This is a genomic window from Pseudomonas sp. GD04091 (assembly GCF_029836165.1).
Classification (GTDB): domain Bacteria; phylum Pseudomonadota; class Gammaproteobacteria; order Pseudomonadales; family Pseudomonadaceae; genus Aquipseudomonas.
On the sequence record NZ_JAOEBG010000015.1, the window covers coordinates 95,740 to 122,010 of the forward strand.

A 26,271-nucleotide genomic window follows, 5' to 3' on the forward strand; every position below is an offset into this window, starting at 1 on the left:
CCGCCACCTGTGCCGTCCGGCATCCGGACGGCACCTGAAATTCCGCTATCGCGTAAAACACGGAGCTCCCGATGAGCACGCTTTCCCCCAAACGGGTCCTGTTCGCCCTGGCCATCGGCGCCTTCGGCATCGGCACCACCGAGTTCACCCCCATGGGGTTGCTGCCCGTCATCGCCGAAGGCGTCGACGCCAGCATCCCCACCGCCGGGATGCTGATCACCGCGTACGCGATCGGCGTGATGGTCGGCGCACCGATCATGACCTTGCTGTTCAGCCGCTTCGGCAAACGCGCCGCACTGATGATGCTGATGGGCATCTTCACCGTCGGCAACCTGCTCTCGGCCCTGGCGCCGGACTACTACACCCTGTTGGCTTCACGCCTGGTCACCAGCCTCAACCACGGCGCCTTCTTCGGCCTCGGCGCGGTGGTCGCCGCCAGTGTGGTGCCAAAGGACAAGCAAGCCAGCGCCATCGCCACCATGTTCATGGGCTTGACCATCGCCAACATCGGCGGCGTGCCAGCCGCGACCTGGCTGGGGCAACAGATCGGCTGGCGCATGGCCTTCGCCGGTACCGCCGTGCTCGGCGTGCTGGCCATCGCCGCGCTGTGGTATGCCCTGCCCAAGGGTGAACGCGGCAGCGCACCGCATGTCCGCAAGGAGCTCGCGGTGATCGCCCGCCCCAACGTATTGCTGGCCATGGCCACCACGGTGCTCGGTGCCGGCGCCATGTTCACCCTGTACACCTATGTCGCGCCGGTGCTGGCCGAACTGACGGGCGCCTCCGACACGTTCGTCACCCTCGGCCTGGTGCTGATCGGCATCGGCTTCACCCTCGGCAACAGCCTGGGTGGCAAACTGGCGGACTGGTCGCTGGATGGCGCGGCAAAGATCTTCCTCGCCGCACTGGCCGCGATCATGCTGCTGATGCCGCTGGTGCTGGGCACCCCTGTCGGCGCAGCCATCGCCCTGCTGGTCTGGGGAGTGTTCACCTTTGCCGTGGTGCCGCCACTGCAGATGCGCGTGATGACTGCCGCGATCGAAGCACCGGGCCTGGCCTCGTCGATCAACGTCGGCGCATTCAACCTGGGCAACGCGGTGGGCGCCGCGCTGGGCGGCGCCGTGATCAGCCTGGACCTGGGTTATGCCGCCGTACCGATGGCGGGCGGGCTGTTGGCAGCGGGAGGGTTGCTGCTGGTATGGCTCGGCGGGCGGGGCAAGGTAACGGAGAAGGCCTTGGGCGACGCCGCCTAAGATGCATCAGGGGCGCTTGCGCCCCTTTCTCGTAGCTTGACCGAAAGACAGAAAGCAAAAAGGGCGATCCTTGCGGATCGCCCTCTTCTGATTTGGTAGGCACAATTGGACTCGAACCAACGACCCCCACCATGTCAAGGTGGTGCTCTAACCAACTGAGCTATGTGCCTGTCGTGTGGGGCGCATATTAGTGATCGAGAACATACCTGTAAAGCGTTTTTTTCAAAAAAATCAAAAACTTTGCGGAACAGCTCGACGCGACCTAGGTAAGAGCGGCTTCAACCGCGAAGCAGGCACCACGGTGTCTGGCACTCGCTTGGCGAGTGATCGCGGCTGCAGCCGTTCCTGCCGGGAACGCGTAAACGCCCGAGCGCAAGCAGAATGCAAAAAGGGCGATCCTTGCGGATCGCCCTCTTCTGATTTGGTAGGCACAATTGGACTCGAACCAACGACCCCCACCATGTCAAGGTGGTGCTCTAACCAACTGAGCTATGTGCCTGTCGTGTGGGGCGCATTCTACCGATTCCCGATAGGGTGTCAACTGTTTTTTTCAAGCTAACCTACTGAATATTAAAAATATTTGCGGCATGGGCAGCAACCTCGGGCTGTAAAGGATTTTCACCGGACGACTAGCGGGTGTTTATTATTATTGATAGCATCGGTACATTCGTTAAAAATATAAAACACGAGGTTCCTCGAGCATGGCTAACACCCCCTACCCCCAGTCCTACTACGCCGCCTCGGCCAACCCGGTGCCGCCACGTCCGGCGCTGCAGGGTGAGGTGGAAACCGATGTGTGCATCATCGGTGCCGGCTACACCGGCCTGTCCAGCGCCCTGTTCCTGCTGGAAAACGGCTTCAAGGTAAGCATCGTCGAAGCCGCCAAGGTCGGTTTCGGCGCCTCGGGCCGCAACGGTGGCCAGATCGTCAACAGCTACAGCCGCGACATCGACGTCATCGAGCGTACCGTCGGCCCCAAGCAGGCCCAACTGCTGGGCCAGATGGCCTTCGAGGGCGGGCGCATCATTCGTGAGCGCGTGGCCAAGTACAACATCCAGTGCGACCTGAAGGACGGCGGCGTGTTCGCGGCCCTGACCTCCAAACAGATGGGCCACCTGGAATCGCAGAAACGCCTGTGGGAACGCTTCGGCCACACCCAGCTCGAGCTGATGGACCAGAAGCGCATCCGCGAAGTCGTCGCCTGCGACAACTATCTGGGCGGCATGCTCGACATGAGCGGCGGCCACATCCACCCACTGAACCTGGCCCTCGGCGAAGCCGCAGCGGTCGAGTCGCTGGGCGGCATCATCTATGAACAGACCCCGGCCGTGCGCATCGAGCGTGGCGCCAACCCGGTCGTGCACACCCCGCAAGGCAAGGTGCGCGCCAAGTTCATCATCGTCGCCGGCAACGCCTACCTGGGCAACCTGGTGCCAGAGCTGGCCGCCAAGTCCATGCCGTGCGGCACCCAGGTGATCACCACCGAGCCGCTGGGCGATGAACTGGCCCGTACCCTGCTGCCGCAGGACTACTGCGTCGAGGACTGCAACTATCTGCTCGACTACTACCGCCTGACCAGCGACAAGCGCCTGATCTTCGGCGGTGGCGTGGTCTACGGCGCGCGTGACCCGGCCAACATCGAAGCGATCATCCGTCCAAAGATGCTCAAGGCCTTCCCGCAGCTGAAGAACGTCAAGATCGACTACGCCTGGACCGGCAACTTCCTGCTGACCCTGTCGCGCCTGCCGCAGGTCGGTCGGATCGGCGACAACATCTACTACTCGCAGGGCTGCTCCGGCCACGGCGTCACCTACACCCACCTGGCGGGCAAGGTACTGGCCGAGGCCATGCGCGGCCAGGCCGAGCGCTTCGACGCGTTCGCCGGGCTGCCGCACTACCCGTTCCCGGGTGGGCAGATGCTGCGCGTGCCGTTCAGCGCCATTGGTGCCTGGTATTACAGCCTGCGCGATCGTCTGGGCTTCTAAGACAGTTCGGGGCCGCTTTGCGGCCCTTTCGCGGCACAAGGCCGCTGCTACAGGGGATCGTGGTCTTCTGTAGGAGCGGCCTTGTGCCGCGAAAGGACCGCAAAGCGGTCCCAGCCCTCAATGCCCGAGGCTGGTGACCGCCTGCTTCGCCGCGATCTCCTGCCCTGCACGGGCCAGCTCGTCTGCCGCCTGCAACCAGCGCTGGCGATCCACCTGGGCCGGCAGTTGCCGTGGCGACTGCAGCAGCACCGCCCAATTGCCCTCCTTGGCCCACGCCGACTCGAAATCATCGAAGGCCATCAACTGGCGCCGATGCATCCCTGAGCGCAGCAGCACCCGCTGCTTGTAGCGGTCGTAGCCGATCAGCACCGCGTAACGCGGCTCGCTCCACCAGGCCGAACCTTCCTGATAGCGCAACAGCACCGGATAACCGGCGGCTACCTGCGCCAGCAAGGCGTCCAGGCGCTTGTCCAGTGGGTAGACCACCCTGCCGTATTCGCGGGCCACGCGGGGGATTCCGGTATCCAGTGCCTCGGCGGCCCTGGGCAGGCCCAGCGACTTGTCGAGCAGGCCCGGTGTGATCGGCGCCCCTTGTTGCGACAACATGGCGGCCAGGGCCATCGAGCCACTGTGATTGGCGTTGCCGCGATAGAACGGCACGCTGCTGATCTCGACCCGTTGCGGCAGGGCCCCGAGCGTGGAGGGAGGGGCGCCGGCACAGCCAGTCAGGGTCGCTGCCACCAGGCAGGCGGCCAACAGACGACGTGGGCCGAAGGCCCGAAACATGGGGAGCTTTTGCAACGTAGGCACTCGCTTGTTCCGATGCCAGGCGGCAGCGCCCGGCGATGAGCACTGATCATAGGACGCGGGCGCGTCCGGGTATAGCCCGGGGCTGGCTAGGAACGAAACGGCCCAAGCACTCGACCTTCGGTCAATGGAACGTCACAGCGCGCCAGCTAGACTAAAGCTGTGTCTGGATGGCGAGCCCGACTCGCCGGAGAGAAGGAGGCACACATGAGCCTGACAATGGCGATTTTCATGCTGGTCGGCATGTGGCTTAGCGTCGCGGCGGCCATGCTCTGGGGAGTGTTGCGCATCGTGCGCAGACATTCCCACCCGCACCACCCATCACCTCAAGCTTCGGCCAAGCCACCACCCGTGCGTCGCGCACGCCGGCATGCAGGCGCCCACTGACAGCAGTCACACGCTCAGAGCCATGAACGACAAGAGGGAGCCTAAGCTCCCTCTTGCCTTTTGTAGCTTGCCGCTCAGTTGCCTTCAGCCGCCTCGCGCCTCAACCGCGCCCGGCGAGCCATGATGTTGAGGATCTCGATCGCCGTCGAGAACGCCATGGCGGCGTACACATAGCCTTTCGGCACATGGGCGCCGAAGCCTTCGGCGATCAGCGTCATGCCGATCATGATCAGGAAGCCCAGGGCCAGCATCACCACGGTCGGGTTGTCGTTGATGAACTTGGCCAGCGGGTCGGCCGCCACCAGCATCACGATCACGGCGCTGATCACGGCGATGATCATGATCGGCAGGTGCTCGGTCATGCCCACGGCGGTGATGATGCTGTCGATCGAGAAGACGATGTCCAGCAGCAGGATCTGGAAGATCGCCGCGGTGAAGCCGATGGTCACGGTGCCGCCGAGCTTGGATTCTTCCTTGGCGCCATGGGGATCGACGCTTTCATGGATCTCCTTGGTCGCCTTCCACAGCAGGAACAGGCCACCGGCGATGAGGATCATGTCCTTCCACGAGAACGTGTGGCCGAACACGTCGATCACCGGCTCCGTCAACTGGACGATCCACGCCACGGTGCTGAGCAGCGCCAGCCGCATGATCAGGGCCATGCTGATACCGATACGCCGTGCCTTCGAGCGATAGGCTTCGGGCAGCTTGTTGGTGAGGATGGAGATGAAGATCAGGTTGTCGATGCCCAGCACGACCTCCATGGCCACCAGGGTGGCGAGGGCAACCCAGGCGGTGGGGCTTGCGGCGAGTTCCAGCAAATATTCCATTGGTCAGTCCTGCTTCGTGTCCGGGGTCAGATGTCCTGGGTGTCTTTCTTGTCGTCTTCGGCCTTGGCTTTCTCGCCCTCGGTGCCGATGGCCTCGCTCAGGGCCTGCTGAGCGGCATCGTTGGTCTTGTCGATGGCCTGCTTGGCCGTTTCCGCCGCCTGGTCGAGCATCTGCTGGGCGGATTTCTCGGCCTGGTCGCAACCTGCCATGGCAAATAGCGCCAGTACCAGCACCAACGGCGTGCCAATGGATTTGAGTTGTAGCATGGAGTCCTCGCTTGTCGAATTCCGGGCGGCGCGTCGTGCGCCTGATGGGGTCGCATTCTAGAGAGACTGAAACATCCGGAAAATTCGTATTTTCAGCGTATATACTTCGGTTTTTACGAATATGGAAAAGCCATGCTCAACTACCGCCAGCTCCATTATTTCTGGGCTGTGGCCAAGACAGGCAGCATCGCCCGCGCCAGCGAGCAGTTGAACCTCACCCCGCAGACCATCAGCGGCCAGATCAGCCTGTTCGAGCAGACCTGGAGCCTGGAGTTGTTCCAGCGCGTCGGCCGTCAGCTGGAACTGACCGAGACCGGCCGCCAGGCGCTGGTCTACGCCGAGCAGATGTTCCAGATCGGCGGCGAGCTCGAAGCCATGCTGCGGGCCGGCCCGCAGGAGCAGATCCTGTTCCGCGTGGGTGTGGCCGACGTGGTGCCCAAGTCCATCGTCTACCGCCTGCTGGCACCGACCATGGAGCTGGACGAGGTGCTGCGCATCAACTGCCGCGAGGACAAGCTCGAGCGCCTGCTGGCCGACCTGGCGATCCAGCGCCTGGACCTGGTGATTTCCGACAGCCCGATGCCCAGCCACCTGGATATCAAGGGCTACAGCCAGAAGCTCGGCGAGTGTGGCCTGAGCTTCTTCGCCACGCCCACGCTGGCCGCGCGGCTCGACAAACCCTTCCCCGCCTGCCTGGACGATGCGCCGATGCTGGTTCCCGGCCCGGAAACCGTGGTGCGCAGCCGTCTGCTGCGCTGGCTGGCCGAACAGCAGGTGCAGCCACGGATCGTCGGCGAGTTCGACGACAGCGCCTTGATGCAGGCCTTCGGCCAGTCAGGCAGCGGTATCTTCGTTGCCCCCAGCGTGATCGCCGAGGAAGTCTGCCGGCAATGCGGCGTGCGGCTGATCGGCCAGACCGAAGCGGTGAACGAGTCGTTCTATGCCATTTCGGTGGAGCGCAAGGTCAAGCACCCGGGGATCCTGGCGATCACCGAAGGGGCGCGGCGGGAGTTGTTCCACTGGTAGGCCGGCCGCCACTCAAGGCAGGCCGTCTCCCACGATATGCCCCATGGGTCTGTGGTAAAGTCGCGCGCTTTCCCGTAACTGGATTGCGCTGCACATGACCCCCATCCTCCGCCTCATCAACCGCACCGGCCTGGTGACGCAGATCTGCATCGGCCTGGTGGCCGGCATCGCCCTCGCCCTGCTCGCCCCTGCCGTGGCCCGCGACCTGGGGTTCCTCGGCAAGGTCTTCGTCAGCGCCCTGAAGGCCGTGGCACCCGTGCTGGTGTTCATCCTGGTGATGGCCTCGATCGCCAACCACCGGCATGGCCAGGAAACCCACATCCGCCCGATCCTCTGGCTGTACCTGCTCGGCACCTTCGCCGCCGCGGTGGTCGCCGTGGCCGCAAGCATGCTGTTCCCGTCGAACCTGGCGCTGACCACCGGCGAAGCCACGCTAAGCGCCCCCGGCGGTATCGCCGAGGTGATGCAGAACCTGCTGCTCAGCGCCGTCGACAACCCCATCAACGCCCTGCTCAATGCCAATTTCATCGGTGTGCTGACCTGGGCCATCGGCCTGGGCGTGGCCTTGCGCCATGCCGGCGAGACCACTCGCACGGTGGTCGAGGACCTGTCCAACGGCGTGACCCTGATCGTGCGCGTGGTGATCCGCTTCGCCCCGCTGGGCATCTTCGGCCTGGTCAGCGCAACCCTGGCGCAATCGGGCCTGGACGCGTTGCTCGGCTACCTGCACCTGCTCGCGGTGCTGATCGGCTGCATGCTGTTCGTGGCGCTGGTGATGAACCCGCTGATCGTGTTCTGGAAGATCCGCCGCAACCCCTATCCGCTGACCCTGCTGTGCCTGCGCGAAAGCGGCATCACCGCGTTCTTCACCCGCAGCTCGGCGGCCAACATTCCGGTCAACCTGGCGCTGTCGGAAAAGCTCGGCCTGCACGAGGACACCTACTCGGTGTCGATCCCGCTGGGCGCAACCATCAACATGGCCGGCGCGGCGATCACCATCACCGTGCTGACCCTGGCCGCCGTCCACACCCTGGGCATTCCGGTCGACCTGCCGACCGCGGTGCTGCTCAGCGTGGTGGCGGCGGTCTGCGCCTGTGGCGCCTCGGGCGTGGCCGGTGGCTCGCTGCTGCTGATCCCGCTGGCCTGCAGCCTGTTCGGCATTCCCAGCGAAATCGCCATGCAGGTGGTCGCGGTCGGCTTCATCATCGGTGTGCTGCAGGATTCGGCGGAAACCGCGCTGAACTCCTCCACCGATGTGCTGTTCACCGCCGCGGCCTGCCAGGCCATGGAGCAGCGCTCGGCCTGAGGTCGCCGGGGCCGCCCTGCGGCCCTTTCCCCGGCAAGCCGGCTCCCACCAGGATTGGTGCGCGTCGAGGGAGCTCGGCTTGCCGGCAGCGGCCCCGTTCTGACCAGCGATTGCTTAAGCCAGACGCTTTACCTAGGCTAGTGGCCTTTTCCTCGCAATGAGACAGGGCCATGTCAGAATACGAAACCATCGGCGAAGGCCGCTTCAACAGCATCGAGATCCGCGTGCTCGGCTCGCTGATCGAGAAGCAGGCCACCAGCCCGGAAACCTACCCCCTGACCCTCAATGCCCTGGTCCTGGCCTGCAACCAGAAGACCAGCCGCGAACCCGTCATGAACCTCTCCCCCGGCCAGGTCGGCCAGGCCCTGCGCGCCCTGGAGAACCAGGAAATGACCCGCCTGCAGATGGGCAGCCGCGCCGACCGCTGGGAGCAACGGGTGGACAAGGCCCTGGAACTGGTGCCGGCGCAGCTGGTGCTGATGGGGCTGATGTTCCTGCGTGGCCCACAGACCCTCAGCGAGCTGCTGACCCGCAGCAACCGCCTGCACGAGTTCGAGGATGTCGATCAGGTCCAGCACCAGCTGGAGCGCCTGATTTCTCGTGGCCTGGCCCTGCACCTGCCACGCCAGGCCGGCCAGCGCGAGGACCGCTACACCCATGCCCTGGGCGACCCGGCGGAGATCGAGGCGATCCTGGCCGCTCGCCAGCAGGAAGGCGGCTCGCGCGCCAGTGTGGCGGACGAGCGCATCGAAGCGCTGGAAGCACGGGTGGCCGCGCTGGAGGCACGCCTGGCCCAGTTCGAAGGTTGACTCAGGGCTTTTCGGCCTCGGGGAAGTGACGGCAGCTCTTGCGCTCGGCCAGTTCCCGCTCGCTGGGGCGCTGATCGACGAACACCGTGCGGCCGTCGGCGTAGATTTCCAGGTAGCCCCAGTGCAGGTCCCGCTCGGTCTGCCCGGGCTTGGGCGGGACGAGCCACCAGGGCTCGCGGCTGATCAGGGTCATGGATGGGCTCCTGCGGGTGTCTGGGGTAACTATAGACAGGCCGTCCAGATACCCCGCTGCGATTGTTCCACCGAGGACAATTATGAAGTGCCCGGGGCACGGATTCCCGCCGCCGCCCTGCCAGACTAGTCTCGATCGTGAGCACCAAGCCCCTGACCCGGAGGATCGACCACGATGTCCCGCCCGCCACTGCCACCGTTCACCCGTGAAACCGCCATCGAAAAGGTCCGCCTTGCCGAAGATGGCTGGAACAGCCGCGATGCCGCCAAGGTGGCGCTCGCCTACACCCTCGATACCCGCTGGCGCAACCGGACCGAGTTCTGCCGCAACCGCGAAGAAGCCCAGGTCTTCCTCACCCGCAAGTGGAACCGCGAGCTCGAGTACCGCCTGATCAAGGAACTGTGGGCCTTCACCGACAATCGCATCGCCGTGCGCTACGCCTACGAGTACCGCGATGACAGCGGCCAGTGGTACCGTGCCTACGGCAACGAGAACTGGGAATTCGCCGAGGACGGCCTGATGCGCAACCGCCACGCCAGCATCAACGAACAGCCCATCGGCGAAGCCGAGCGCAAGTTCCGCTGGCCATTGGGTCGCCGCCCGGACGATCACCCGGGGCTGAGCGACTTCGGCTTCTGAAGACCGACGCAGGAACTGCGGGGCCGCTCGACGGCCCCGTTTCAGGTTTTGGAAACGGACTACACGGATAGAACAAAGTGTTGTGCCAGACTGGGTGGCGGTCCAAAGCCATTCACGACTCCTGTAGGAGCGGCCTTGTGTCGCGAAAGGGGTGCGAAGCGCCCCCAGGATTTGTGCCTCAAGCTGATATCGCCGGGGCCGCTACGCGCCCCTTTCGCGACACAAGGCCGCTCCTACAGAGAAACGCGTATAGCTGTCATTCGCCACCACACTCAGCGCCCCCCGAGTTCCCCGATCTTCTCCAACCGCGCCCGCACGATATTGCGGCTGATGTTCAACAACCGTCCGGTCTGCAGCTGGTTGCCATGGCAATAGCGATACGCCGCCCGGAACACGGTCTCCTCGATGTGCTCGTACAGGTCCGGAATGTTCTGCTCGAACAGCGCCAGCAAGGCACTTTCCAGGCTCACCGGTACCGCCGCCGGCGCCGTCAACGCAGCCATCTGCGCATGCCCGAGCGCCTGCGGGCGCATGTCCACCAGGTGCAGGTCACCCGGCGCCACCTGCTGCTGGCGGCACACCAGCAACGCATGGTGAATGGCGTTCTCCAGCTCACGAATGTTGCCCGGCCAGCTGTGCGCCAGCAGCTTGCGCTCGGCATCGACACTCAGGCGCGCGCGCTCGTAGCCCAGGCGTCGGCAGTGCTCTTCGATGAAGAACTCGGCCAGCGGCAGGATATCCCCCGGCCGCTCGCGTAACGGCGGCAGGCGAATGGTCGCCACGTGCAGGCGATAGAACAGGTCTTCGCGAAAATGCCCGGCCACCACGGCGTCGGCCAGGTTGACGTTGGTCGCGGCCACCAGCCGCACATTGATCGGCACCGGCGTGCGCGACCCGAGCCGCACCACTTCGCGCTCCTGCAGCACCCGCAACAACTTCACCTGCATGTTCAGTGGCAGGTCGCCGATCTCGTCGAGGAACAGCGTCCCGCCATTGGCCGCCTCGAACCAGCCGGCCTTGTTCGAAGTGGCGCCGGTGAAGGCGCCCTTCTCATGGCCGAACAGCTCGCTTTCCACCAGGGTTTCGGCAAAGGCACCGCAGTTCACCGCGACGAAGGGTTCTCGGTGGCGACGGCTGAGGTTGTGGATGTGGCGGGCCACCAACTCCTTGCCGGTGCCGGTCTCACCGATGATCAGGGTGTTGGCTTCGCTGGGGGCCAGGCGCTCGATACGGCTGAGCAGCTCCTGGGAGCGCGGATCCTTGAACACGAGCACGGTGGCGCGCACGGATTTGGTCAGCTCGCGGGCATGGGGATGGGTGATCAGCGACATGGTGCATTCCTGGCAATGGGTGCGCATGGCCATAGTGCATGAAACAATTTAGACCGAAAAATTATTAATAAATATTTATATATTCGAATAACGAATATATGGAAAACCAACCGTTCCATTGCTGCTGGAGCAGCAACCGGTCAGCAGTGGCCTGCATGCCGACCAGCAACCGAGACTTCGTAGGGGTGCCTGCCAGTTCGTCTGGATCCCTTGCCAGACAAGGCCTGCAGCCATGCCAGAGGCGCCCTGGCATGCATTTCGCTCCTGCCTGGCGAACGCCTGGGCCGCTCAAGCACGCGGCCCGCACATTGTCAGGAGCAGAACATCATGAAGATTCTCTTGCGCCAGGGCCTGGCCCTGCTCGGCCTGCTGCTGAGCCTCACCACCTTGGCCAGCGAGCCGCCCAGATCCGTTCGGATCGCCATCGTCGCCTTCACCCAGGGGGGCGTGCCGGTGTTCGGCGGGATCCCGGGGCGGGTGATCGAAGAAGGCTGGCTCGCCGAGCAACTGAGCCAACGCGGTATCACCCTGGACTGGATCGCCCTGCCCCACGCCGGCGCCGGCCCGCAGATCAACGAAGGCTTCAGCAACGACAGCCTGGATTTCGCCGTACGCGGCGACCTGCCGTCGGTGATCGCCGGCGCAGGCAATGTGCCGGGCAAGCTGGTGGTACCCGGCGGCAGCGGCAACAACGTGTACCTGGTGGTACCGGCCGACTCGCCGGCACGCGGCATCCAGGACCTCAAGGGCAAACGCCTGGCGCTGCACCGTGGCCGGCCATGGGAGTTGGCTTTCAGCAACTTCCTCGACAGCCAGGGGCTGAAGCTGAGCGACTTCAAGATCGCCAACCTCAACCCGCAGGTCGGCGCGGCGGCGGTGTCGGCGGGCAAGGTGGACGCGGCGGTGCTGCTCAACGAAGCCTATGCCCTGGAAGACAAGGGCGTGGCGCGCATCCTCTGGTCGACCAAGCAAGGCGCCGACGACTGGCGCCTGGTCTCGGACCTGTGGGCCACCGACCGCTTCGTCGCGCAGCACGCCGACCTCACCCAGCTGGTGGCCACCGCCTGGGTCAAGGCCGCCTGGTGGATCTCCCAGGAGCAGAACCGCGACGACTACTACACGCTGTCATCCCGCGCTGGCGTCGCCGAAAGCGTGCTGCGTCGCGATGACCAGGACGATCCGGTGGCCTGGAAGGAACGCTGGGCGCCGAAGAGCGATGCCCAGCTCAAGGCGCATTACCAGGCACTGGCCCGCTACGCCCTGGACAACCGCCTTGTCCGCACGCCCTACGACATCGGCCCGGACCTGGCCACCGGCTTCACCCGCCAGGCGCTGAGCGACCTGCAACTCACCCACTACTGGCCGTCCCTCGACGCCCAGCTCAGCCAACACTGATCAAGAGAGCCGCCCATGAAACTGCCTGCCTCACTCGCCCTGGGTCTGTCGGCCCTGGCCTTGTCCATCGGCGCCGTGGCCGCCGACACCTTCGCGCCCAAGCCCGACCCGCAACAAGGCGACGGCCGAGTCTCGACCTTCTACACCTGGAGCACGGCCATCCCGGCCACCCCCGGCAAGCTGCTGCGCAGCGAGCCGCTGGACAGCGCCCTGAGCCTGCCCAACGCCGCCAGCGCGCAACGCATTCTCTACACCTCGTTGGACGGCATCGACGGCAAGACGCCGATCGTGGTCTCCGGCGCGCTGTTCATCCCCAAGGGCAAGGCGCCCACAGGGGGCTGGCCGGTGGCGAGCTGGGGCCACGGCACGGTGGGCATCGCCGATATCTGCGCGCCGTCCTGGGCTGGCCGCTCGTACCGTGACGTGCAGTACCTCAACCGCTGGCTCGACGAGGGCTATGCCATCGTCGCCACCGACTACCAGGGGCTGGGCGTGCCCGGTGGTCACCCGCTGCTGAACAACCGCATGGCCGCCTACGGCATCCTCGACGCCGCGCGGGCGGTGGTCGCGGGGGTACCTGGGCTGGCCAACAAGGTGCTGATCGTCGGCCAGTCGCAAGGCGGCGCCGGCGCCTTCGCCGCGGGCGCCTATGCAGCCACCTACGCGCCGGACCTCGGCGTGAAGGGCAGCATCGGCACCGGGGTGATCTACACCATCGGCGCAAAGAACGTCGGCGAACAGGATGTGAACAAGGTCGACCCAGCGCTGGCCTACGGCTTCTACACCCTGCTGGCGGCGCAGCAGTACGACCCGAGCATCGACCCGCGCGACTTCTACACCGACAAGGCCCTGCCGCTGTTCGAACAGGCGCGCAGCAGTTGCCTGTCATCCCTGGTCAGCGATGTGGTCGGCACCGGGCTGACCCCGGCCAATGCCAAGAAGGACTACCAGGGCGAGCAGCTCAAGGCCTGGCAGGCCCAGGTGTCGTACCCGACCCTGAAGCTGGCGCAACCGATCTTCATCGGCACCGGCGCCGAGGACAAGACCCCCGCCGCCAGCACGCAGGTGGCCCTGATGCAGGACGCCTGCAAGGCCGGCTCGGTGGTCCAGGGCCACCTGTACAAAGGCCTGGGCCACAGCGAGACGGTCAACGCCTCGTTGAAGGACTCGATCCCGTTCGCCCGCCAGGTCATCAGCGGCCAGGCCGTCACCCCGATCTGCAACCCCAGTGTCCAGTAAGCCAGGAGCGCGACCATGAGCCTCGAATTCTTCACTCGCCTGCCGCTGCATGGCGAGACCCAGTTCCTCCCTGGCGACCCGCGCAACCGCGGCGACTGGCATGCCGCCGGCCCGAGCACCGGGGCCGTCTCGGGCTTCGCCGTGGGTGATCACTTCAGCTACATCGACTACCTCGGCCAGGTGGCCCGCGCCGCCGAGATCAACGGCTTCGGCGGCGCGCTGATGGTCAACGCGCCGACCGGCGAGGAGCCGTGGACGGTGTGCTCATTGCTGGCCCGCGAGACCCGCACGCTGACATTCGTCACCGCCTTCCAGCCCTACCACTACACGCCCTGGGTGGCGGTGCAGCAGGCCGCCACCTACCAGCGCGCCACCGGCAACCGACTGGTGTGGAACATCATCAACGGCGGCTCGGACGCGATCCAGCGCCAGGTCGGCGACTTCGAAGGGCACGATGAGCGCTATGCCCGCGCCACCGAGTTCATGGACGTGGTACGCGGCTACTGGCACAACGACAACTTCCACTACCAGGGTCGCTACTACCGTGCCGAAGGCGGCGGCCTGCGCGGACCGTTGAAAAAGGCCGAGCTGCCGCTGATCTGCACGGCGGGCTCGTCGGAGGCGGCACGGGAGTTCGCCGCCAAGCACGCCGACTTCTACCTCATGCGCGCCGAACACCCCGACGAGATCGCCGCGCTGATCGCCGACATCCGCACGCGCGCCTTGAAGCATGGGCGCAGCGATATCCGTTTCGGCTTGTCCATCGATGTCATCACCCGCGACACCGAGGAGGCCGCGCTGGCCGAGGCCAAACGCTTCTTCGACGAGGGCGTGGCCAAGGGCACGGTCAAGGCCCGCGCCGCCCATGCCGGGCTGCGCACCGCGCGCAAGCTGAGCTACGAGCACGAATACACCGACCAGGGCGAAGCGCGGGCCTTCGACGACTTCTTCATCCACCCCAACGTGTGGACCGGCTTCGGCTACATCGGCATCCCGCCGGGCTGCGCCCTGGTCGGCAGCCACGCGAACGTGGTGGCGCGGATCCGCGAATACCACGCCATCGGCATCGACCTGTTCTTCCTCGCCGGCTACCCGCACCTGGAGGAGGCGTACCGCATCGGCGAGCACATCCTGCCGCATTTCCGTGACCAACGCGCCCCACTCGCCCGCCCAGCCGACCCGCCCGTGCAGTTGCACGCCGCCAACGGAGCCTGACGCCATGGCCACGGACGGTTACCCCATCAGCCGCCGGCGCCTGCTCGGCAGCGCCGGCATTCTCGCCGGCGGCCTGCTGGCCGGTTGCGGCCCAGGCGACGCCCCGGCCAGCGCGGCCCTCGATCAGCCGCGCCATGGCGGGCGCCTGCGCCTGGGCATCATCGACGGCAACCAGGCCGGCAACCTCGATGCCCACAAGCCCATCGGCGGCGGCATCGTGCGCGGCTTCGCGCTGTACAGCAAGCTGTGGGAATGGGACGAGCAGATGCAACCGCGCCTGGCCCTGGCCGAGTTCGCCGAGCCCAACGCCGATGCCAGCAGCTGGACCCTGCGCCTCAAGCCCGGGCTGGAATTCCACCACGGCAAGACCATCGACGCCGACGACCTGATCTTCTCCATCCGCCGCCTCACCGACCCGCAGCTGGCCTCGCCCTACGCGGCGCTGCTGCACTGGGTCGATCGCGACAACCTGGTCAAGCTCGACGCGCGCACCGTGCGCCTGGGGTTCCGCGAGGGTCGCAGCTATCTGCCGTTGCCGGAAACCTGGGTGAATTTCGGCGGCATCGTGCCAGTGGACTATCACCCGGTGACCAATCCGGTGGGTGCCGGCCCCTACAAACTGAAAAGCTTCACCCCGGGCCAGCGCTCGCTGTTCACCCGCTTCGACAACTACTTCAAGCCCGGCAAGCCCTATGCCGACGAGCTGGAGATCATCGACTTCAAGGACCAGACAGGGCGTCTGGCCGCCCTGCGCGCCGGGCAGATCGACCTGGCCAACGTGCTGGCCACCGAGCATCTGCAAGTGCTGCAGGCCGACCGGCGCCTGCGCCTGCTGACTTCGGTCAGTGGCAACTGGCTGTCGTTCGACATGAACACCGCCCGGCCACCGTTCGACGACTCACGCGTACGCGAGGCATTCCGTCTGCTGGCCGACCGCGAGGAGCTGGTGCGCCGCGCGCTCAATGGCCAGGGCCGGGTGGCGAACGATCTCTACGCGCCGTTCGACCCGACCTTCGACCACAGCCTCGGCCCCCGCCCCTACGACCCGCAACGCGCCGTGCAACTGCTCAAGGAGGCCGGCCAGGAAAACCTCAACGTGGAGCTGGTGACCACAGCGGGCCCGGGGCTGGCCTCGGCACTGGTGCTGGCCGAGCAGGCGCGCCGGGTCGGGGTGACGCTCAAGGTCAGGCAGGTGGACCTGGCGACCTTCCAGGGCCCGCAACGCGACGACTGGACCTTGAGCACCGGCGGCAGCATCGGCGCGCCGTTCCTGGCCAGCGCGATCCACACCGACGCGCCGTTCGCGGTGGCCAACAAGACCCACTTCCAGGATGCCGAGTTCAGCGAGGCGTTTCTCGCGGCCATGGCCCAGCCGGACCTCGAGCGGCGCAAGACGCTGGTGCACCGGGCGCAGCGGGTGCAGTACGAACGGGGCGGGATGCTGATCTGGGGCTATGCCGACCTGCTCGATGGCGTCAGCACCCGCGTCGGTGGCGCGCAGCCCGAACGCTCGCTGTTCAGTACCTGGCGGTTCGAGAGTCTCTGGCTCAAAGGCTGAGCACTGCCCCCTGTAGGAGCGGCCTTGCGTCGCGAAAGGGGCGCGCAGCGGCCCCAGATTCCAGCCACCATCGAAATTGCTGGGGGCTGCTGCGCAGCCCTTTCGCGACGCAAGGCCGCTCCCACCGGGGACAGTTCCCCGCGCGACAACGCAGCCCAAACGGCTGGGTGATCGCCTACAGGGGCCGCGTCAACTCCTCAACCGCAGGCGCGGCCGCGCCCTCTCCTTTTCCATGTCACATGATCAGAACGAGGCCACGCCCCGATGCCGCGCATTACCCTGCACCCCGCTTTTCCCCTGACCCTGCTCGCCCTGGCCAGCACCGCGCTGCACGCCGAGGACACGCTGCTGCAGACCGTCACCGTCCAGGCCGGCCAGACCGATGACGACGCCCTGCCCACCCGCCTGCCGTCGTCGATCTACGGCGGCCTGGAAGCCAAGGTGCTCGACACCCCGCGCTCGGTCACCCAGATCTACGCCGAGCAATTGGCCCGCGACCCGATCCGCAGCGCCGACGACCTGGTCAAGTACGCCCCCGGCATCACCCGTGGCGGCGGCCAGAACGCCGGCATCGCCCCGCAGATCCGCGGCCAGGCCTCTGAGGTGTTCCAGGACGGCCAGCGTGCCTACGGCGTGCGCCATCCGGCCAACTTCAATGCCGTCGAGGGCGCCGACATCGTCGCCGGTCCGTCGTCGGTGACCTACGGATCGGTCAGCGGCAGCGGCGGCTACATCAACTACCTGAGCAAGAAGCCCGACTTCAGCCGTTTCCGCACCCAGCTGTCGGGCGAGATCGGCAGCTGGATACCCGACGGCGAATCCCGCGATGCCAGCAAGTTCAGCATCGACAACACCGGCCCGCTCAGCGACAACCTGGCCTACCGGGTGAGCATCACCCGCCAGCGCCAGGAGGACTTCTACGACAACGTCGAGAACAACTTCGACGCCTTCTACGGCGCCCTCGCCTGGCGCAACGACAGCCTGCGGGTGGACTGGAACGCCGCCTACGACGACTACTTCGACTACAACATCACCCATGGCTGGAACCGCGCCAGCCAGGAACTGGTGGACCACGGCAAGTACCACGCCGGGCGCGCCACGCCGATCATCCAGAACGGCAACACGCTGTGGTCGCCGGTGCTGGCCTCAGGCGCCAGCGATGCCCAGGTGCTCGGCTGGGTGCGGCGCCAGCGCAATGCGCAAGGGCAGTACGCGGTGGTCGACGGCAGCTTCCAGGGCGCCAACCCCAACACCCAGGCCAACCCCGGCAGCTTGCGCGGCTGGGTCTACGACCCGTCGCTGGCCGGCAACGGCCTGACCTCGCTGTCGTCGCAGACCGGCCAGCGCGCCGAAGACGAGAACCGCTCGCGGCGCTTCACCACCCAACTGCGCGTCGAGGGCGAGCTGACACCCACCATCACCCTGGCCAACAGCACCTTCTACCAGCACTCCACAGACACCACCGATGCGGTAGGAGCGTTCCAGGTGCGGGGCAAGGACGACATCTTCGACAACCGCTTCGAGTTCCGCGCCCGTGGCCAATGGCAGCTGGGCGGCCTGACGGTGGTCGACGACAGCAACAGCGGCCTGATCTACCGCCGCGAGCACAACCGCTCGATCGCCGCCAACAACAACTTCGGCTCGACCATCAACGCCTACGACCTGACCCTGGACCCGTCGCTGAAGAACCCCGGCGACCTGCTCGGCCTAGCCGGCCGCAACCCGGCCGGCGGCAATGGCGCCTGGATCGGCCAACCCGGCGCGGCGCAGTTCTCAAGCGTCTACGGCTGGCTCAACCTGCCGGCCATGTACCCGGCCGGGCATGGCCTGTACGCCGAGTCCGTCGCGCCCTACACCGCCGAAAGTATCTGGACCACCAAGACCCTGTTCAGCCAACACAACCTGCGCTTGGGCGAACGCGCCGGGTTGAACATCGGCGCCAGCCGCAGCTGGATCGACGCGCGCATCGACAACCCCTTCACCCTGGCCGGCGGCAACCCGCGCAAGGACGCGGACAACTACCGGCTGTTCGCGGTGCAGGTCAGCCCCTACGTCAAGCCCAGCGACAACAGCACCCTGTACTACACCTTCGACCGCTCCCTGGCGGTGAACACCGGCTTCTTCACCAACGGCCTGGGCTGGGGCGCCGGCGCCGGAGCCAACCAGCTCAACCCGCTGGCGTTCCAGAGCCTGAGCGTGCTGCATGAGGTGGGGCTGAAGGTCGAGGCCATGCCCGATCAGCTGTTCCTGACCCTGGCCGGCTACCGCCAGGCCCGCGACCAGGCGCCGGACAGCAACAACAACATCGCCCGGCTGATCGTCAAAGGCGTGGAGGCCACCCTGCGCTACCAGGACCAGCACCTGCGCGGGGGCCTGAACCTCAGCCGGATCAGCGCCTACAACGAGTTCACCAGCCAGGCGGGGTTCGCCTCGGCCGGGTTCATCCCCGACAACGGCACCGTGTTCGGCGACAACAACAGCCTCAACCAGCGCCCTTCGGGCCGCTTCGACGCGGTGCAGATCCCCGAGTACAACGCCGGCGGCTATGTGGACTACCGCTTCGACTCAGGCTTTGGCGTGGAGCTGTCGGGGTGGTGGACCAGCAGTTGGTACCTGAACCTGAGCAAGACGGTGAAGGTGCCCGATGAGTACAACCTGGACCTGGCGGTGTACTACCGCCAGCCGCAGTGGGGGGCGACGGTGCGGGTGCTGAACCTGACCGACGAGCTGAACTTCGTCAGCGGGCTGGCGGGGTCGACCAATACTTTCCTGCAGCCGATGCCGGGGCGTACGCTGCTGGCGCAGGTCGACTACCAGTTCTGACAAGCAGGCCTGCAGGGTGCCACAGGTCGGTTGTCCAGCGGACACCTTTGGCGTTTGCAGCTGGGATATGGCATAAATCGCCATATCCCTTCATTACCTGGAGCACAGCATGGCCACTCACAATGTGATTGTCCCAGGCCCCATGGAGCAGACCATCGAAGAACTTGTGCAAACGGGTCGCTACCAGAACTTCAGCGAGGTAGTGCGTGCGGGCCTGCGCATGCTCATCGATCACGAAGCTCAGGAGCAGGCGCGCCTCGAGACCCTGCGTACCGCTGCCAGCATCGGCATCATGCAACTGAACGCCGGCCAGTTCGATGAGGTCGACCTGGACAATCTGGATGAGTACCTGGGGAGCCTGGGGCAGGCTGATAAAGAATGACCACACCAACGATCCGCCTGTCTCACGCGGCTCGTAATGACATCAGCAAAATCCTTCGTTTTACCCAACTGCAGTTCGGCGACGCTGCACGACGACGCTACCAAGGCCTGCTCCAGGTGGCATTGCGTTCGATCAGTGAAGCACCGGAGCAAGCGGGCAGTTGCAAACGTACGGAGCTCGCGGCTGGCCTGCGCAGCCTTCACCTGATGCAGTGCCACAGCCTGTCCACGGCAGGACGGGTCGCACGTCCCAGGCACCTGATCCTTTATCGACAACAGATGGATCAGGTCGTCGAGGTCGTACGTATCCTTCACGACGCGATGGAGTTGTCGGAGCACCTCCCGCAAGCTTTATCCGGCTGAACGGACGACGCTCACAGGCGAGCGGGACAATCACCCACTCCGATACACACTCGGCGAGTGCGCCAGCAGCGCTTGGGTATAGGCCTCCCGTGGCCGATCCAGCACCCCCTCCACCGTCCCCTGCTCCACCACCCGCCCCTGGCGCAACACCAGCACCCGATCGGCAATCGCCCGCACCACGCCCAGGTCATGGGTGACGAACAGCACGGCCAGGCCTTCGGCGCGCAGCTGGCGCAGCAGTTCGAGGATCGAAGCCTGCACCGACACATCCAGCGCCGAGGTGATCTCGTCGCACACCAGCAAGCGTGGCTCGCACACCAGCGCCCGGGCAATCGCCACACGCTGGCGTTCGCCGCCGGACAGGCTGTGTGGATACAGCTCGGCAACGCTGGCCGGTAGCGCCACCCGCGCCAGCGCCGCCTCGACCCGCCGCCGCGCCTCGGCACCGCGCACGCCAAAGAAGTGCGCCAGCGGCGTGGCCAGGGTCTGCAACACGGTGTGCCGAGGGTTCAGCGCCCGGTAGGGGTTCTGGAACACGTACTGGATCTGCCGACGGACCTCGCCATCGCGCTGCCGGGCCGCCACGGCCAGCGCCTGGCCGGCATAGCGCAGCTGCCCGTGGACGTTCTCGCCCAGGCCGGCGATGGCCCGGGCCAGGCTGGTCTTGCCCGAGCCGGACTCGCCCACCAGCGCCAGGCACTCACCCGCACCGACGCGCAGCGACACGTCGAACAGCACCTGGCGGTCGTAGGCTACATCGAGCGCCTGCACTTCCAGCAGCGCCGACGCACAAGACTCGGCCATGGCAACCTCGGCCAGTTCGCCCGGCATCTCCAACGGCGCCTGATGGGGCAACAGGCAGGCCACCTGCTGGCCGCCTTCGAGCCGCAACAATCCCGGCTCGATCACCACGCACTCCGCTCGCCGTCGCGGGCAACGCGGGGCAAAGGCACAACCGTGCGGGCGCTGCCCGGGGGCCGGCGCGTGGCCGGCGATCGCCTGCAGCGGCTGGCGCCGGGCGACATCGGGGATGGCGGCGAGCAAGGCGCGGGTGTACGGGTGCGCCGGGTGGGTGAACAGCGCCTCGCGCCCGGCCACCTCCACCAGCCGCCCGGCGTACATCACCAGCACCCGGTCGACCAGGTCGCGGACCACTGCCAAGTCGTGGGTCACATAGAGCGCCGCCACGCCCAGGCTGCGACACAGGCGCTTGAGGGTCGCCAGCACATGGGCCTGGGTGGTCACGTCCAGCGCCGTGGTCGGCTCGTCCAGCACGATCAGCCTGGGCCGCAGCACGAACGCCAGCGCCAGCATCACCCGTTGCTGTTGACCACCGGACAGTTGGTGCGGGAAGCGTCGCAGGAAGGCTGCGTCATCGGGCAGCCCGACGTCGAGCAAGGTCTCGGCGATGCGTCGGTGCTGGTCCTCGACCGACGTCCCTGGCTGGTGGGCCTGCAAGCTTTCACGCAACAGTTGGCCGATGCGCAACGCCGGGTTGAGCGCGGTCGCCGGGTCCTGGGCGACATAGCCGACCAGGCCGCCGCGGGCCTGGCGCAGGGCCTCGCCTTCGAGTTCGAGCAGCGAATGCCCTGCCACCTCGACACGGCCGCCGACGAGCCTTGCGCCACGCCGGGCATGGCGCAGCAAGGCGGTGGCCAAGGTGGTCTTGCCCGAGCCGGACTCGCCCACCAGGCCGACGATCTCCCCCGCCGCCAGGCTGAAGGACACGCCCGAGAGCACGTCCACCTGCCCCGCCAGCTCCACCCGCAGGCCGTCGACCCGCAGCACGGTTTCGATCTCGACGGCGGCGTTCATGGCTGCTTCTCCCCGATCCGTGCGCTGACCCGACCGATGCCTTCGGCCAGGATGTTGGTGCCATAGGCGAACACACCAATCAGCAGCGCCGGTGCCAGCACCGCCCAGGGCTGAACCAGCAGACCCGCCTGATTCTCGTTGATCATCAAGCCCCAATCGGCGGCGGGCGGCGCCACGCCATAGCCAAGGAAACCCAGCCCCGAGAGCATGCCCACGGCCCAGGTCAGCATGTTGCCGAAGTGCACCAAGAGCGGCGTGAGGATGTTCGGCAGGATCTCGCCGAACAGGATGCGCCAGCGCGGGTAGCCCATCATCTGCGCTGCCTCGACGAACTCCTGCCCGGCCACTGCCACCGCGCTGCCGCGAGCCAGACGAATGACCCCCGGAGTGAAGGCGATGGCCACGGTGAGCACGATCAGCCACGGGGCGCGGCCGAGCATGGAAACGATCAGCAGCACCAGGATCAGGTCGGGGAACGCCAGCGACACGTCCGCCACCCAGCTGATCGCCTGGTCCAGCCGGCGCCGCGAAAAGCCGGCGAGCAGGCCAAGGCTGGCGCCTGCCAGCAGGGCGATGAGCGAGGCCGCCAGCGACATCCACAGCACCGACAGGCCGCCGCTGAGCAGCCGTGACACCAGGTCGTGGCCGAGAAAGTCATGGCCCAGCGGCGCTCCCGCCACAGGCGGGCCGTACACCGGGCCGACCATCGCCGTGGGTTCGAACGGCGCCAACCACGGCCCGCACAGGGCCAGCAGCGCCACCAGCGCGGTGATCAGGGCGCCGCGGCGCACCTGGGGGTCGGCGAACAGTCGGGCATCAGTCATGGGAGGCCTCTCGGGCGGGTACGCCACGTGCCCGCCGCCACCAGGGCAGCAGGCCGCGGCGGTTGCGACGGATCAGGCGCACGCGGTGGGCGGTGCGCAGTTTCGGGGTGAGCAGCACGGTCAGCAGGTCGGCCAGCAGGTTGATCAGCACCACCGCCAGGGTGATCACCAGCACGATGCCCTGGATCATCGGCAGGTCGCGCATCTGGATCGCCGCGTTGAGGGCGGTGCCGATGCCGGGGTAGCTGAAGATCACCTCGGCCAGCAGCGCGCCGCCGACCAGCACGCGCAAGGTCAGGGCCACGCCCTGGATCGCCGGCACCAGGGCGTTGGGCAAGGTGTGGCGCCAGACGATGCGCCGCTCGGCAATACCGCGCAGGCGCGCGGCGATCACGTAGTCCGACTCCAGCGCCTCGATCATCGAGGCGCGCACCAATCGCGTGAGGTACGGCAGGCTCGACAGTGACAAGGCGATCACCGGCAGCACCAGGTAGTTCAGTTGCGTCCACAACGGTCGCTGCGGATCGAGGATCGACACCGCCGGCAGCCAGCCCATGCCGGGCATGGAGAACAGCAGCACCAGGCCGATGGCCAGCAGGAAGCCCGGCGTCGCCTTGAGCAGGATCAGCAGCGACAGGGCCCAGCGGTCCAGGCGGCTGTCGCGGCGCAGCGCCAGGCTCACCCCGAGCAGCACGGCCAGCGGCAGCACCAGCGCCAGCACCCCGGCCAGCAGCGCCAGGGTGTGGCCCAGGCGGCCGAGCAGCAGCGTGGCCACCGCTACCTGGGAGTCCAGCGACACGCCCAGGTCGCCGCGCAACGCGGCGCCGAACCAGCGGGCGTATTGTTCGAGCAGCGGCCGGTCGAGGCCCAGTTGCCGCTGCAAGGTGAGGATGCTGTCCAGTGGCGCGTCGGGGCCGAGGATCACCCGCGCCGGGTCCGAGGGCAGCGCCTGGGTGGCGATGAACACCACCAGGCTGATGACCCAGGCGGTGAGCAGGCCCTGGCCCAGACGGCCAAGGAACCAGGCCAGCCAGGCCGGCGTGCGGGGTGGACGGTGCAGGTGATCAGGCATGGTTCAACCAGAGCTCGTCGAAGCGCCAGGAGGCGAAGGTGGTCTGTTCGGGGGTGAGGCCGCCGACCCGGGCGGACGCGGCATCGAGCACGTCGCTGAAGCCCCAGATCAGCAGGCCGCCGCGTTCGTGCTGGATGGCCTGGGCCTCGTGCACCAGTGCCCGGCGGCGGACCAGGTCGGGCTGGGCCAGGGCCTCGCGGAACAGCTCCGCGAAACGCGGATCATGGAAGTTGCTGCGGTTGTAGATGGCCTGGGGCGCGTCGTTGTGCAGGCCGGAGGCGAGAAAGCCACGGGCCGGGGTGGCGCCCGGCGACAGCTGCCACTGCTCGCGCTGCGGGCCGTTGAACACCGAGCCGTCGACCTGGCTGACCTTGACCTGCACCCCGGCCTTCTGCGCCTGCCGGGCGAACACCAGCGCGGCGTTGACGCCTGAACCCGCGGGCGTGGTCAGCTCCAGGCGCAGGTCGGCCTGGCCGGCCTGGCGCAGCAAGGCGCGGGCCTGCTCCAGGTCGTGGGGGCGCTGGGCGATGGCGTGGTTGTAGGTGGGGTCGTGGGGCGAGTACAGGTCGTTGGCCACCCGGCCGAAGCCATTGAGCCCACGGGCCACCAGCTCCTGGCGATCCACCAGCAGGCGCAGGGCCTGACGCACCCGCACATCCTGCAGCGGCGCCTTGGCCAGGTTGAGGTTGAAGCCGGTGAACGAGGTGGTCGGCGAGGCGTACAGGCGCAGGCGCGGATCGGCCTTGAGCAAGGCGCTGTGCTCGGCCTGCACACCGCTGGCCACGTCGATCTGCCCGGCGCGCAAGGCCGCGACGCGGGACACCTGGTCCTTGAACTCGATGATCTCCAGCTCGTCGGCGTAAGGCCGGTTGGGCTTGTAGTAGTTTTCGAAACGGCTGTAGAGCGAGCGCTGGCCGGGGATGAAGCTTTTCAGGCGGTAAGGGCCGGCGCCCACCGGGTTGCTCACCGGGTGGTAGTCGGTGGGCACCACGCCGCCGAAGCTGATCAGCGTTTCGTCCAGCGGGAAGAAGCTCTGCCCTTCCTTGAAGCGGATCTGCACCGTGCGCTCATCCAGTTTGCGCAAGGCCTGGCGGTCGATGGCGCCGACCAGCCCGGCGAACGGCGAGGCCAGTTGCGGGTCGGTCAGGCGCCGGATCGAGAACAGCAGGTCGTCGGCGCCCACGGTCTTGCCGTGGTGGAATTCCAACCCCGGCTTGAGGCGGATGGTCCAGGCACTGGCGTCGGCGTTGGGCTCGGCGAACTCGGCCAGGGCCAGGCGCGTGCTGACGTCGGCGTTCCATTCCCAGGGCTTGGCGTACAGCGCCCAGCCGCGGATGATGCCGCCGCCCACCGGCTTGTGGGCGTCCAGGTTGCCCGACTGGTCGCCGTCGATGATGCCGACGCGCAGGCGCCCGCCGCGGACCGGCGTGCTCGAAAGTGCAATCGGCCCTGCGGCCGGCGTACCGCTGTCGCAGCCGCCGAGCAGCAGGCCGCCGCCGACGGCCAGGCTGGTGCCGAGAAAGCCCCGGCGGGTGAACAGCTCGCTCATCGCGCCCCCTTACGCCGGTTCGGCCACGGTCGCTTTCGGCGCCACGCCCAGGCGCGGCACCTCGAAACCGTGGTCCAGGTCGAGCAACGGGAACAGCAGGTCGGCGACCCGCTGCGCCTCGTCGATCAGCGGGAAGCCCGAGAGGATGAACGCCGAGGTGCCCTGCGCCTCGTACTCGCGGATGCGTTCGGCGACCTGCGCGGCACTGCCGACCAGGTAGGTGCCGGCGGCGGGGCCGAGGATGTTGAAGCCGAACAGGCTCGGGCCGAGCCAGACGTTGGGGTGGATCTCCAGGTCGCGGGCGGCGGGCAGGCGGCCGGCACGGATGCTGTCGAGGTTGCGCTGGATGCGCGGGTCGTCGCTGACGAAGGTCTCCAGGGTTTCGCCCGGTGGCAGCTGGCGCTCGATGGAAGCGCGGGCGGTAGTCAGCGAGGTGCGCTGCAGGAGTTTCTCGGCGTGGGCCCAGGCCTCTTCCTCGGTTTCGCGGACGATGACCTGCAGGCGCGTACCGTAGCTCAGCTCGCGGCCGATCTTCGCCGCCTCGGCGGCCACCCGGCGGAACTTGTCGCCGAGCTTGCGCGGGGTGTCGGCAAAGCTCAGGTAGACGTCGAGCAGTTGCACCGAATGGGCCACCCCCGCAGCCGAGGTCCCGGCGCCCCACAACGGGATGCCGGGCTTCTGTTTCGGTGGATGCCAGCCGCCCAAGGGGTGACTGGCCGCTGCCGGCGCCCGTGGCGCGAGCTTGACGTAGCGCCCGGCGTAGCCGTCGGTGTCGCCGGCGTAGAAACCCTGGAACGCCCGCCAGTACTCGAGGCTGAAATCGTAGCGTTCATCGTGCGGGTAATGCACGCCGAGGGTCGCCAGGCCCGCGTCATTGCCGTTGACCACGTTGAACAGCAGCCGGCCATTGGAGAACTGGTCGAAGGTCAGCGCCCACTTGGCCAGCACCGCCGGCGACAGCTCGCCGGGATGCTGCGCGACGAGGAATTTCAGGCGCTCGGTGGCATCGATCAGCGCCGCCGACACCGCCAGGCTCTCGTTGGGGCTGGAGCCGAGCAGCGAGCCGTAGTAGCCCAGCCGGTCGGCCGCTACGGCCAGTTGCTTGAGATGCTGGAAGTCGGTGCGCCAGCGGCCCTCGGGCTCCCAGGGATAGGGACCGTCGGGGGTGGTGAGGTACCAGAGGATCTTGACCGCCATGGGCGTGC

At 66.9% G+C, this 26,271-nt stretch carries 24 protein-coding genes and 2 tRNA genes; 14 read left to right on the plus strand and 12 right to left on the minus strand.

Annotation, left to right across the window (positions count from 1 at the left end):
• Positions 1 to 71 precede the first annotated feature (71 nt).
• Positions 72 to 1,253 carry an MFS transporter gene (locus tag N7422_RS18105; RefSeq protein ID WP_279807836.1) on the plus strand — a complete coding sequence of 394 codons (1,182 nt, stop codon included), beginning with the start codon at positions 72 to 74 and terminating at the stop codon, positions 1,251 to 1,253.
• Positions 1,254 to 1,346: 93 nt separating this feature from the next.
• On the opposite strand, the gene N7422_RS18110 is transcribed toward N7422_RS18105, so the two are convergent.
• Together N7422_RS18110 and N7422_RS18115 are read right to left on the minus strand one after the other, a co-directional pair.
• Positions 1,347 to 1,423 (minus strand) — tRNA-Val (locus N7422_RS18110).
• Between the two features lie 252 nt (positions 1,424 to 1,675).
• A tRNA-Val gene (locus N7422_RS18115) sits at positions 1,676 to 1,752 on the minus strand.
• Between the two features lie 202 nt (positions 1,753 to 1,954).
• On the opposite strand from N7422_RS18115, the gene N7422_RS18120 reads away from it, so the two are divergent.
• Positions 1,955 to 3,238, plus strand: a complete 1,284-nt coding sequence (locus N7422_RS18120) for an FAD-binding oxidoreductase (protein WP_279807837.1) — start codon at positions 1,955 to 1,957, stop codon at positions 3,236 to 3,238.
• Between the two features lie 117 nt (positions 3,239 to 3,355).
• On the opposite strand, the gene N7422_RS18125 is transcribed toward N7422_RS18120, so the two are convergent.
• A complete protein-coding gene (locus N7422_RS18125; protein ID WP_279807838.1) occupies positions 3,356 to 4,024 on the minus strand; it encodes a peptidase C39 family protein in 669 nt (222 codons plus the stop codon).
• Between the two features lie 228 nt (positions 4,025 to 4,252).
• Between N7422_RS18125 and N7422_RS18130 the strand changes: the two genes are divergently transcribed.
• Positions 4,253 to 4,432 carry a hypothetical protein gene (locus N7422_RS18130; protein WP_279807839.1) on the plus strand — a complete coding sequence of 60 codons (180 nt, stop codon included), beginning with the start codon at positions 4,253 to 4,255 and terminating at the stop codon, positions 4,430 to 4,432.
• A gap of 74 nt (positions 4,433 to 4,506) precedes the next feature.
• On the opposite strand, the gene N7422_RS18135 is transcribed toward N7422_RS18130, so the two are convergent.
• Both N7422_RS18135 and N7422_RS18140 read right to left on the minus strand, forming a co-directional pair.
• Complete coding sequence (locus tag N7422_RS18135) at positions 4,507 to 5,262, minus strand: TerC family protein (RefSeq protein ID WP_279807840.1); 756 nt, start codon at positions 5,260 to 5,262, stop codon at positions 4,507 to 4,509.
• Positions 5,263 to 5,288: 26 nt separating this feature from the next.
• On the minus strand, positions 5,289 to 5,528 hold the full coding sequence (locus N7422_RS18140; protein WP_279807841.1) for a hypothetical protein: 240 nt from the start codon (positions 5,526 to 5,528) through the stop codon (positions 5,289 to 5,291).
• 132 nt (positions 5,529 to 5,660) lie between these two features.
• Here N7422_RS18140 and nhaR point away from each other — a divergent pair, with 132 nt between their 5' ends.
• From nhaR to N7422_RS18155, 3 genes are all read left to right on the plus strand, one after another.
• The gene (gene nhaR / locus N7422_RS18145) at positions 5,661 to 6,554 is read left to right on the plus strand and encodes a transcriptional activator NhaR (protein ID WP_279807842.1); all 894 of its coding nucleotides are present in this window, start codon (positions 5,661 to 5,663) and stop codon (positions 6,552 to 6,554) included.
• Positions 6,555 to 6,648: 94 nt separating this feature from the next.
• On the plus strand, positions 6,649 to 7,860 hold the full coding sequence (sstT, locus tag N7422_RS18150; protein ID WP_279807843.1) for a serine/threonine transporter SstT: 1,212 nt from the start codon (positions 6,649 to 6,651) through the stop codon (positions 7,858 to 7,860).
• A gap of 170 nt (positions 7,861 to 8,030) precedes the next feature.
• The gene (locus tag N7422_RS18155; RefSeq protein WP_279807844.1) at positions 8,031 to 8,669 is read left to right on the plus strand and encodes a DUF480 domain-containing protein; all 639 of its coding nucleotides are present in this window, start codon (positions 8,031 to 8,033) and stop codon (positions 8,667 to 8,669) included.
• A gap of 1 nt (position 8,670) precedes the next feature.
• Here the strand turns inward: N7422_RS18155 and N7422_RS18160 are convergent, their stop codons facing one another.
• A complete protein-coding gene (locus tag N7422_RS18160; RefSeq protein WP_279807845.1) occupies positions 8,671 to 8,862 on the minus strand; it encodes a hypothetical protein in 192 nt (63 codons plus the stop codon).
• A 174-nt stretch (positions 8,863 to 9,036) separates the two neighbouring features.
• On the opposite strand from N7422_RS18160, the gene N7422_RS18165 reads away from it, so the two are divergent.
• A complete protein-coding gene (locus tag N7422_RS18165; RefSeq protein WP_279807846.1) occupies positions 9,037 to 9,501 on the plus strand; it encodes a DUF1348 family protein in 465 nt (154 codons plus the stop codon).
• A gap of 272 nt (positions 9,502 to 9,773) precedes the next feature.
• On the opposite strand, the gene N7422_RS18170 is transcribed toward N7422_RS18165, so the two are convergent.
• Positions 9,774 to 10,832 carry a sigma-54 dependent transcriptional regulator gene (locus N7422_RS18170; RefSeq protein ID WP_279807847.1) on the minus strand — a complete coding sequence of 353 codons (1,059 nt, stop codon included), beginning with the start codon at positions 10,830 to 10,832 and terminating at the stop codon, positions 9,774 to 9,776.
• A gap of 327 nt (positions 10,833 to 11,159) precedes the next feature.
• Here N7422_RS18170 and N7422_RS18175 point away from each other — a divergent pair, with 327 nt between their 5' ends.
• The 7 genes from N7422_RS18175 to N7422_RS18205 all read left to right on the plus strand — a co-directional run bounded on the left by N7422_RS18175 (position 11,160) and on the right by N7422_RS18205 (position 19,806).
• A complete protein-coding gene (locus N7422_RS18175) occupies positions 11,160 to 12,227 on the plus strand; it encodes a PhnD/SsuA/transferrin family substrate-binding protein (RefSeq protein WP_279807848.1) in 1,068 nt (355 codons plus the stop codon).
• 15 nt (positions 12,228 to 12,242) lie between these two features.
• On the plus strand, positions 12,243 to 13,466 hold the full coding sequence (locus tag N7422_RS18180; protein ID WP_279807849.1) for a lipase family protein: 1,224 nt from the start codon (positions 12,243 to 12,245) through the stop codon (positions 13,464 to 13,466).
• 15 nt (positions 13,467 to 13,481) lie between these two features.
• The gene (locus N7422_RS18185) at positions 13,482 to 14,681 is read left to right on the plus strand and encodes an LLM class flavin-dependent oxidoreductase (protein WP_279807850.1); all 1,200 of its coding nucleotides are present in this window, start codon (positions 13,482 to 13,484) and stop codon (positions 14,679 to 14,681) included.
• A 4-nt stretch (positions 14,682 to 14,685) separates the two neighbouring features.
• The gene (locus tag N7422_RS18190; protein WP_279807851.1) at positions 14,686 to 16,239 is read left to right on the plus strand and encodes an ABC transporter substrate-binding protein; all 1,554 of its coding nucleotides are present in this window, start codon (positions 14,686 to 14,688) and stop codon (positions 16,237 to 16,239) included.
• Positions 16,240 to 16,503: 264 nt separating this feature from the next.
• Complete coding sequence (locus N7422_RS18195) at positions 16,504 to 19,062, plus strand: TonB-dependent receptor plug domain-containing protein (protein ID WP_279807852.1); 2,559 nt, start codon at positions 16,504 to 16,506, stop codon at positions 19,060 to 19,062.
• Between the two features lie 109 nt (positions 19,063 to 19,171).
• Positions 19,172 to 19,444 (plus strand): type II toxin-antitoxin system ParD family antitoxin, encoded by a 273-nt coding sequence (locus N7422_RS18200; protein ID WP_279807853.1) that lies wholly within the window; start codon positions 19,172 to 19,174, stop codon positions 19,442 to 19,444.
• Positions 19,441 to 19,806 carry a type II toxin-antitoxin system RelE/ParE family toxin gene (locus N7422_RS18205; protein WP_279807854.1) on the plus strand — a complete coding sequence of 122 codons (366 nt, stop codon included), beginning with the start codon at positions 19,441 to 19,443 and terminating at the stop codon, positions 19,804 to 19,806. The genes N7422_RS18200 and N7422_RS18205 overlap by 4 nt, the downstream gene beginning before the upstream one ends.
• Before the next feature lie 30 nt (positions 19,807 to 19,836).
• On the opposite strand, the gene N7422_RS18210 is transcribed toward N7422_RS18205, so the two are convergent.
• Genes N7422_RS18210 through N7422_RS18230 form a run of 5 tightly spaced genes read right to left on the minus strand, consistent with a single transcriptional unit; the run spans position 19,837 to position 26,263 of the window.
• On the minus strand, positions 19,837 to 21,621 hold the full coding sequence (locus N7422_RS18210; RefSeq protein WP_279807855.1) for an ABC transporter ATP-binding protein: 1,785 nt from the start codon (positions 21,619 to 21,621) through the stop codon (positions 19,837 to 19,839).
• Positions 21,618 to 22,445, minus strand: coding sequence for an ABC transporter permease (locus N7422_RS18215; RefSeq protein ID WP_279807856.1), 828 nt, complete (start codon positions 22,443 to 22,445; stop codon positions 21,618 to 21,620). The genes N7422_RS18210 and N7422_RS18215 overlap by 4 nt, the downstream gene beginning before the upstream one ends.
• Entirely contained in the window at positions 22,438 to 23,517 is a 1,080-nt protein-coding gene (locus tag N7422_RS18220) for an ABC transporter permease (RefSeq protein WP_279807857.1), read from the minus strand. The genes N7422_RS18215 and N7422_RS18220 overlap by 8 nt, the downstream gene beginning before the upstream one ends.
• Positions 23,510 to 25,066 carry an ABC transporter substrate-binding protein gene (locus N7422_RS18225; protein ID WP_279807858.1) on the minus strand — a complete coding sequence of 519 codons (1,557 nt, stop codon included), beginning with the start codon at positions 25,064 to 25,066 and terminating at the stop codon, positions 23,510 to 23,512. The genes N7422_RS18220 and N7422_RS18225 overlap by 8 nt, the downstream gene beginning before the upstream one ends.
• Before the next feature lie 9 nt (positions 25,067 to 25,075).
• Complete coding sequence (locus tag N7422_RS18230; protein ID WP_279807859.1) at positions 25,076 to 26,263, minus strand: LLM class flavin-dependent oxidoreductase; 1,188 nt, start codon at positions 26,261 to 26,263, stop codon at positions 25,076 to 25,078.
• Between the last annotated feature and the right edge of the window lie 8 nt (positions 26,264 to 26,271).

Coding starts and splice junctions, on each gene's coding strand:
- N7422_RS18105 (WP_279807836.1), top strand. CDS start 72: ATGAGCACGCTTTCCCCCAAACGGGTCCTGTTCGCCCTGGCCATCGGC.
- N7422_RS18120 (WP_279807837.1), top strand. CDS start 1,955: ATGGCTAACACCCCCTACCCCCAGTCCTACTACGCCGCCTCGGCCAAC.
- N7422_RS18125 (WP_279807838.1), bottom strand. CDS start 4,024: ATGTTTCGGGCCTTCGGCCCACGTCGTCTGTTGGCCGCCTGCCTGGTG.
- N7422_RS18130 (WP_279807839.1), top strand. CDS start 4,253: ATGAGCCTGACAATGGCGATTTTCATGCTGGTCGGCATGTGGCTTAGC.
- N7422_RS18135 (WP_279807840.1), bottom strand. CDS start 5,262: ATGGAATATTTGCTGGAACTCGCCGCAAGCCCCACCGCCTGGGTTGCC.
- N7422_RS18140 (WP_279807841.1), bottom strand. CDS start 5,528: ATGCTACAACTCAAATCCATTGGCACGCCGTTGGTGCTGGTACTGGCG.
- nhaR (WP_279807842.1), top strand. CDS start 5,661: ATGCTCAACTACCGCCAGCTCCATTATTTCTGGGCTGTGGCCAAGACA.
- sstT (WP_279807843.1), top strand. CDS start 6,649: ATGACCCCCATCCTCCGCCTCATCAACCGCACCGGCCTGGTGACGCAG.
- N7422_RS18155 (WP_279807844.1), top strand. CDS start 8,031: ATGTCAGAATACGAAACCATCGGCGAAGGCCGCTTCAACAGCATCGAG.
- N7422_RS18160 (WP_279807845.1), bottom strand. CDS start 8,862: ATGACCCTGATCAGCCGCGAGCCCTGGTGGCTCGTCCCGCCCAAGCCC.
- N7422_RS18165 (WP_279807846.1), top strand. CDS start 9,037: ATGTCCCGCCCGCCACTGCCACCGTTCACCCGTGAAACCGCCATCGAA.
- N7422_RS18170 (WP_279807847.1), bottom strand. CDS start 10,832: ATGTCGCTGATCACCCATCCCCATGCCCGCGAGCTGACCAAATCCGTG.
- N7422_RS18175 (WP_279807848.1), top strand. CDS start 11,160: ATGAAGATTCTCTTGCGCCAGGGCCTGGCCCTGCTCGGCCTGCTGCTG.
- N7422_RS18180 (WP_279807849.1), top strand. CDS start 12,243: ATGAAACTGCCTGCCTCACTCGCCCTGGGTCTGTCGGCCCTGGCCTTG.
- N7422_RS18185 (WP_279807850.1), top strand. CDS start 13,482: ATGAGCCTCGAATTCTTCACTCGCCTGCCGCTGCATGGCGAGACCCAG.
- N7422_RS18190 (WP_279807851.1), top strand. CDS start 14,686: ATGGCCACGGACGGTTACCCCATCAGCCGCCGGCGCCTGCTCGGCAGC.
- N7422_RS18195 (WP_279807852.1), top strand. CDS start 16,504: ATGCCGCGCATTACCCTGCACCCCGCTTTTCCCCTGACCCTGCTCGCC.
- N7422_RS18200 (WP_279807853.1), top strand. CDS start 19,172: ATGGCCACTCACAATGTGATTGTCCCAGGCCCCATGGAGCAGACCATC.
- N7422_RS18205 (WP_279807854.1), top strand. CDS start 19,441: ATGACCACACCAACGATCCGCCTGTCTCACGCGGCTCGTAATGACATC.
- N7422_RS18210 (WP_279807855.1), bottom strand. CDS start 21,621: ATGAACGCCGCCGTCGAGATCGAAACCGTGCTGCGGGTCGACGGCCTG.
- N7422_RS18215 (WP_279807856.1), bottom strand. CDS start 22,445: ATGACTGATGCCCGACTGTTCGCCGACCCCCAGGTGCGCCGCGGCGCC.
- N7422_RS18220 (WP_279807857.1), bottom strand. CDS start 23,517: ATGCCTGATCACCTGCACCGTCCACCCCGCACGCCGGCCTGGCTGGCC.
- N7422_RS18225 (WP_279807858.1), bottom strand. CDS start 25,066: ATGAGCGAGCTGTTCACCCGCCGGGGCTTTCTCGGCACCAGCCTGGCC.
- N7422_RS18230 (WP_279807859.1), bottom strand. CDS start 26,263: ATGGCGGTCAAGATCCTCTGGTACCTCACCACCCCCGACGGTCCCTAT.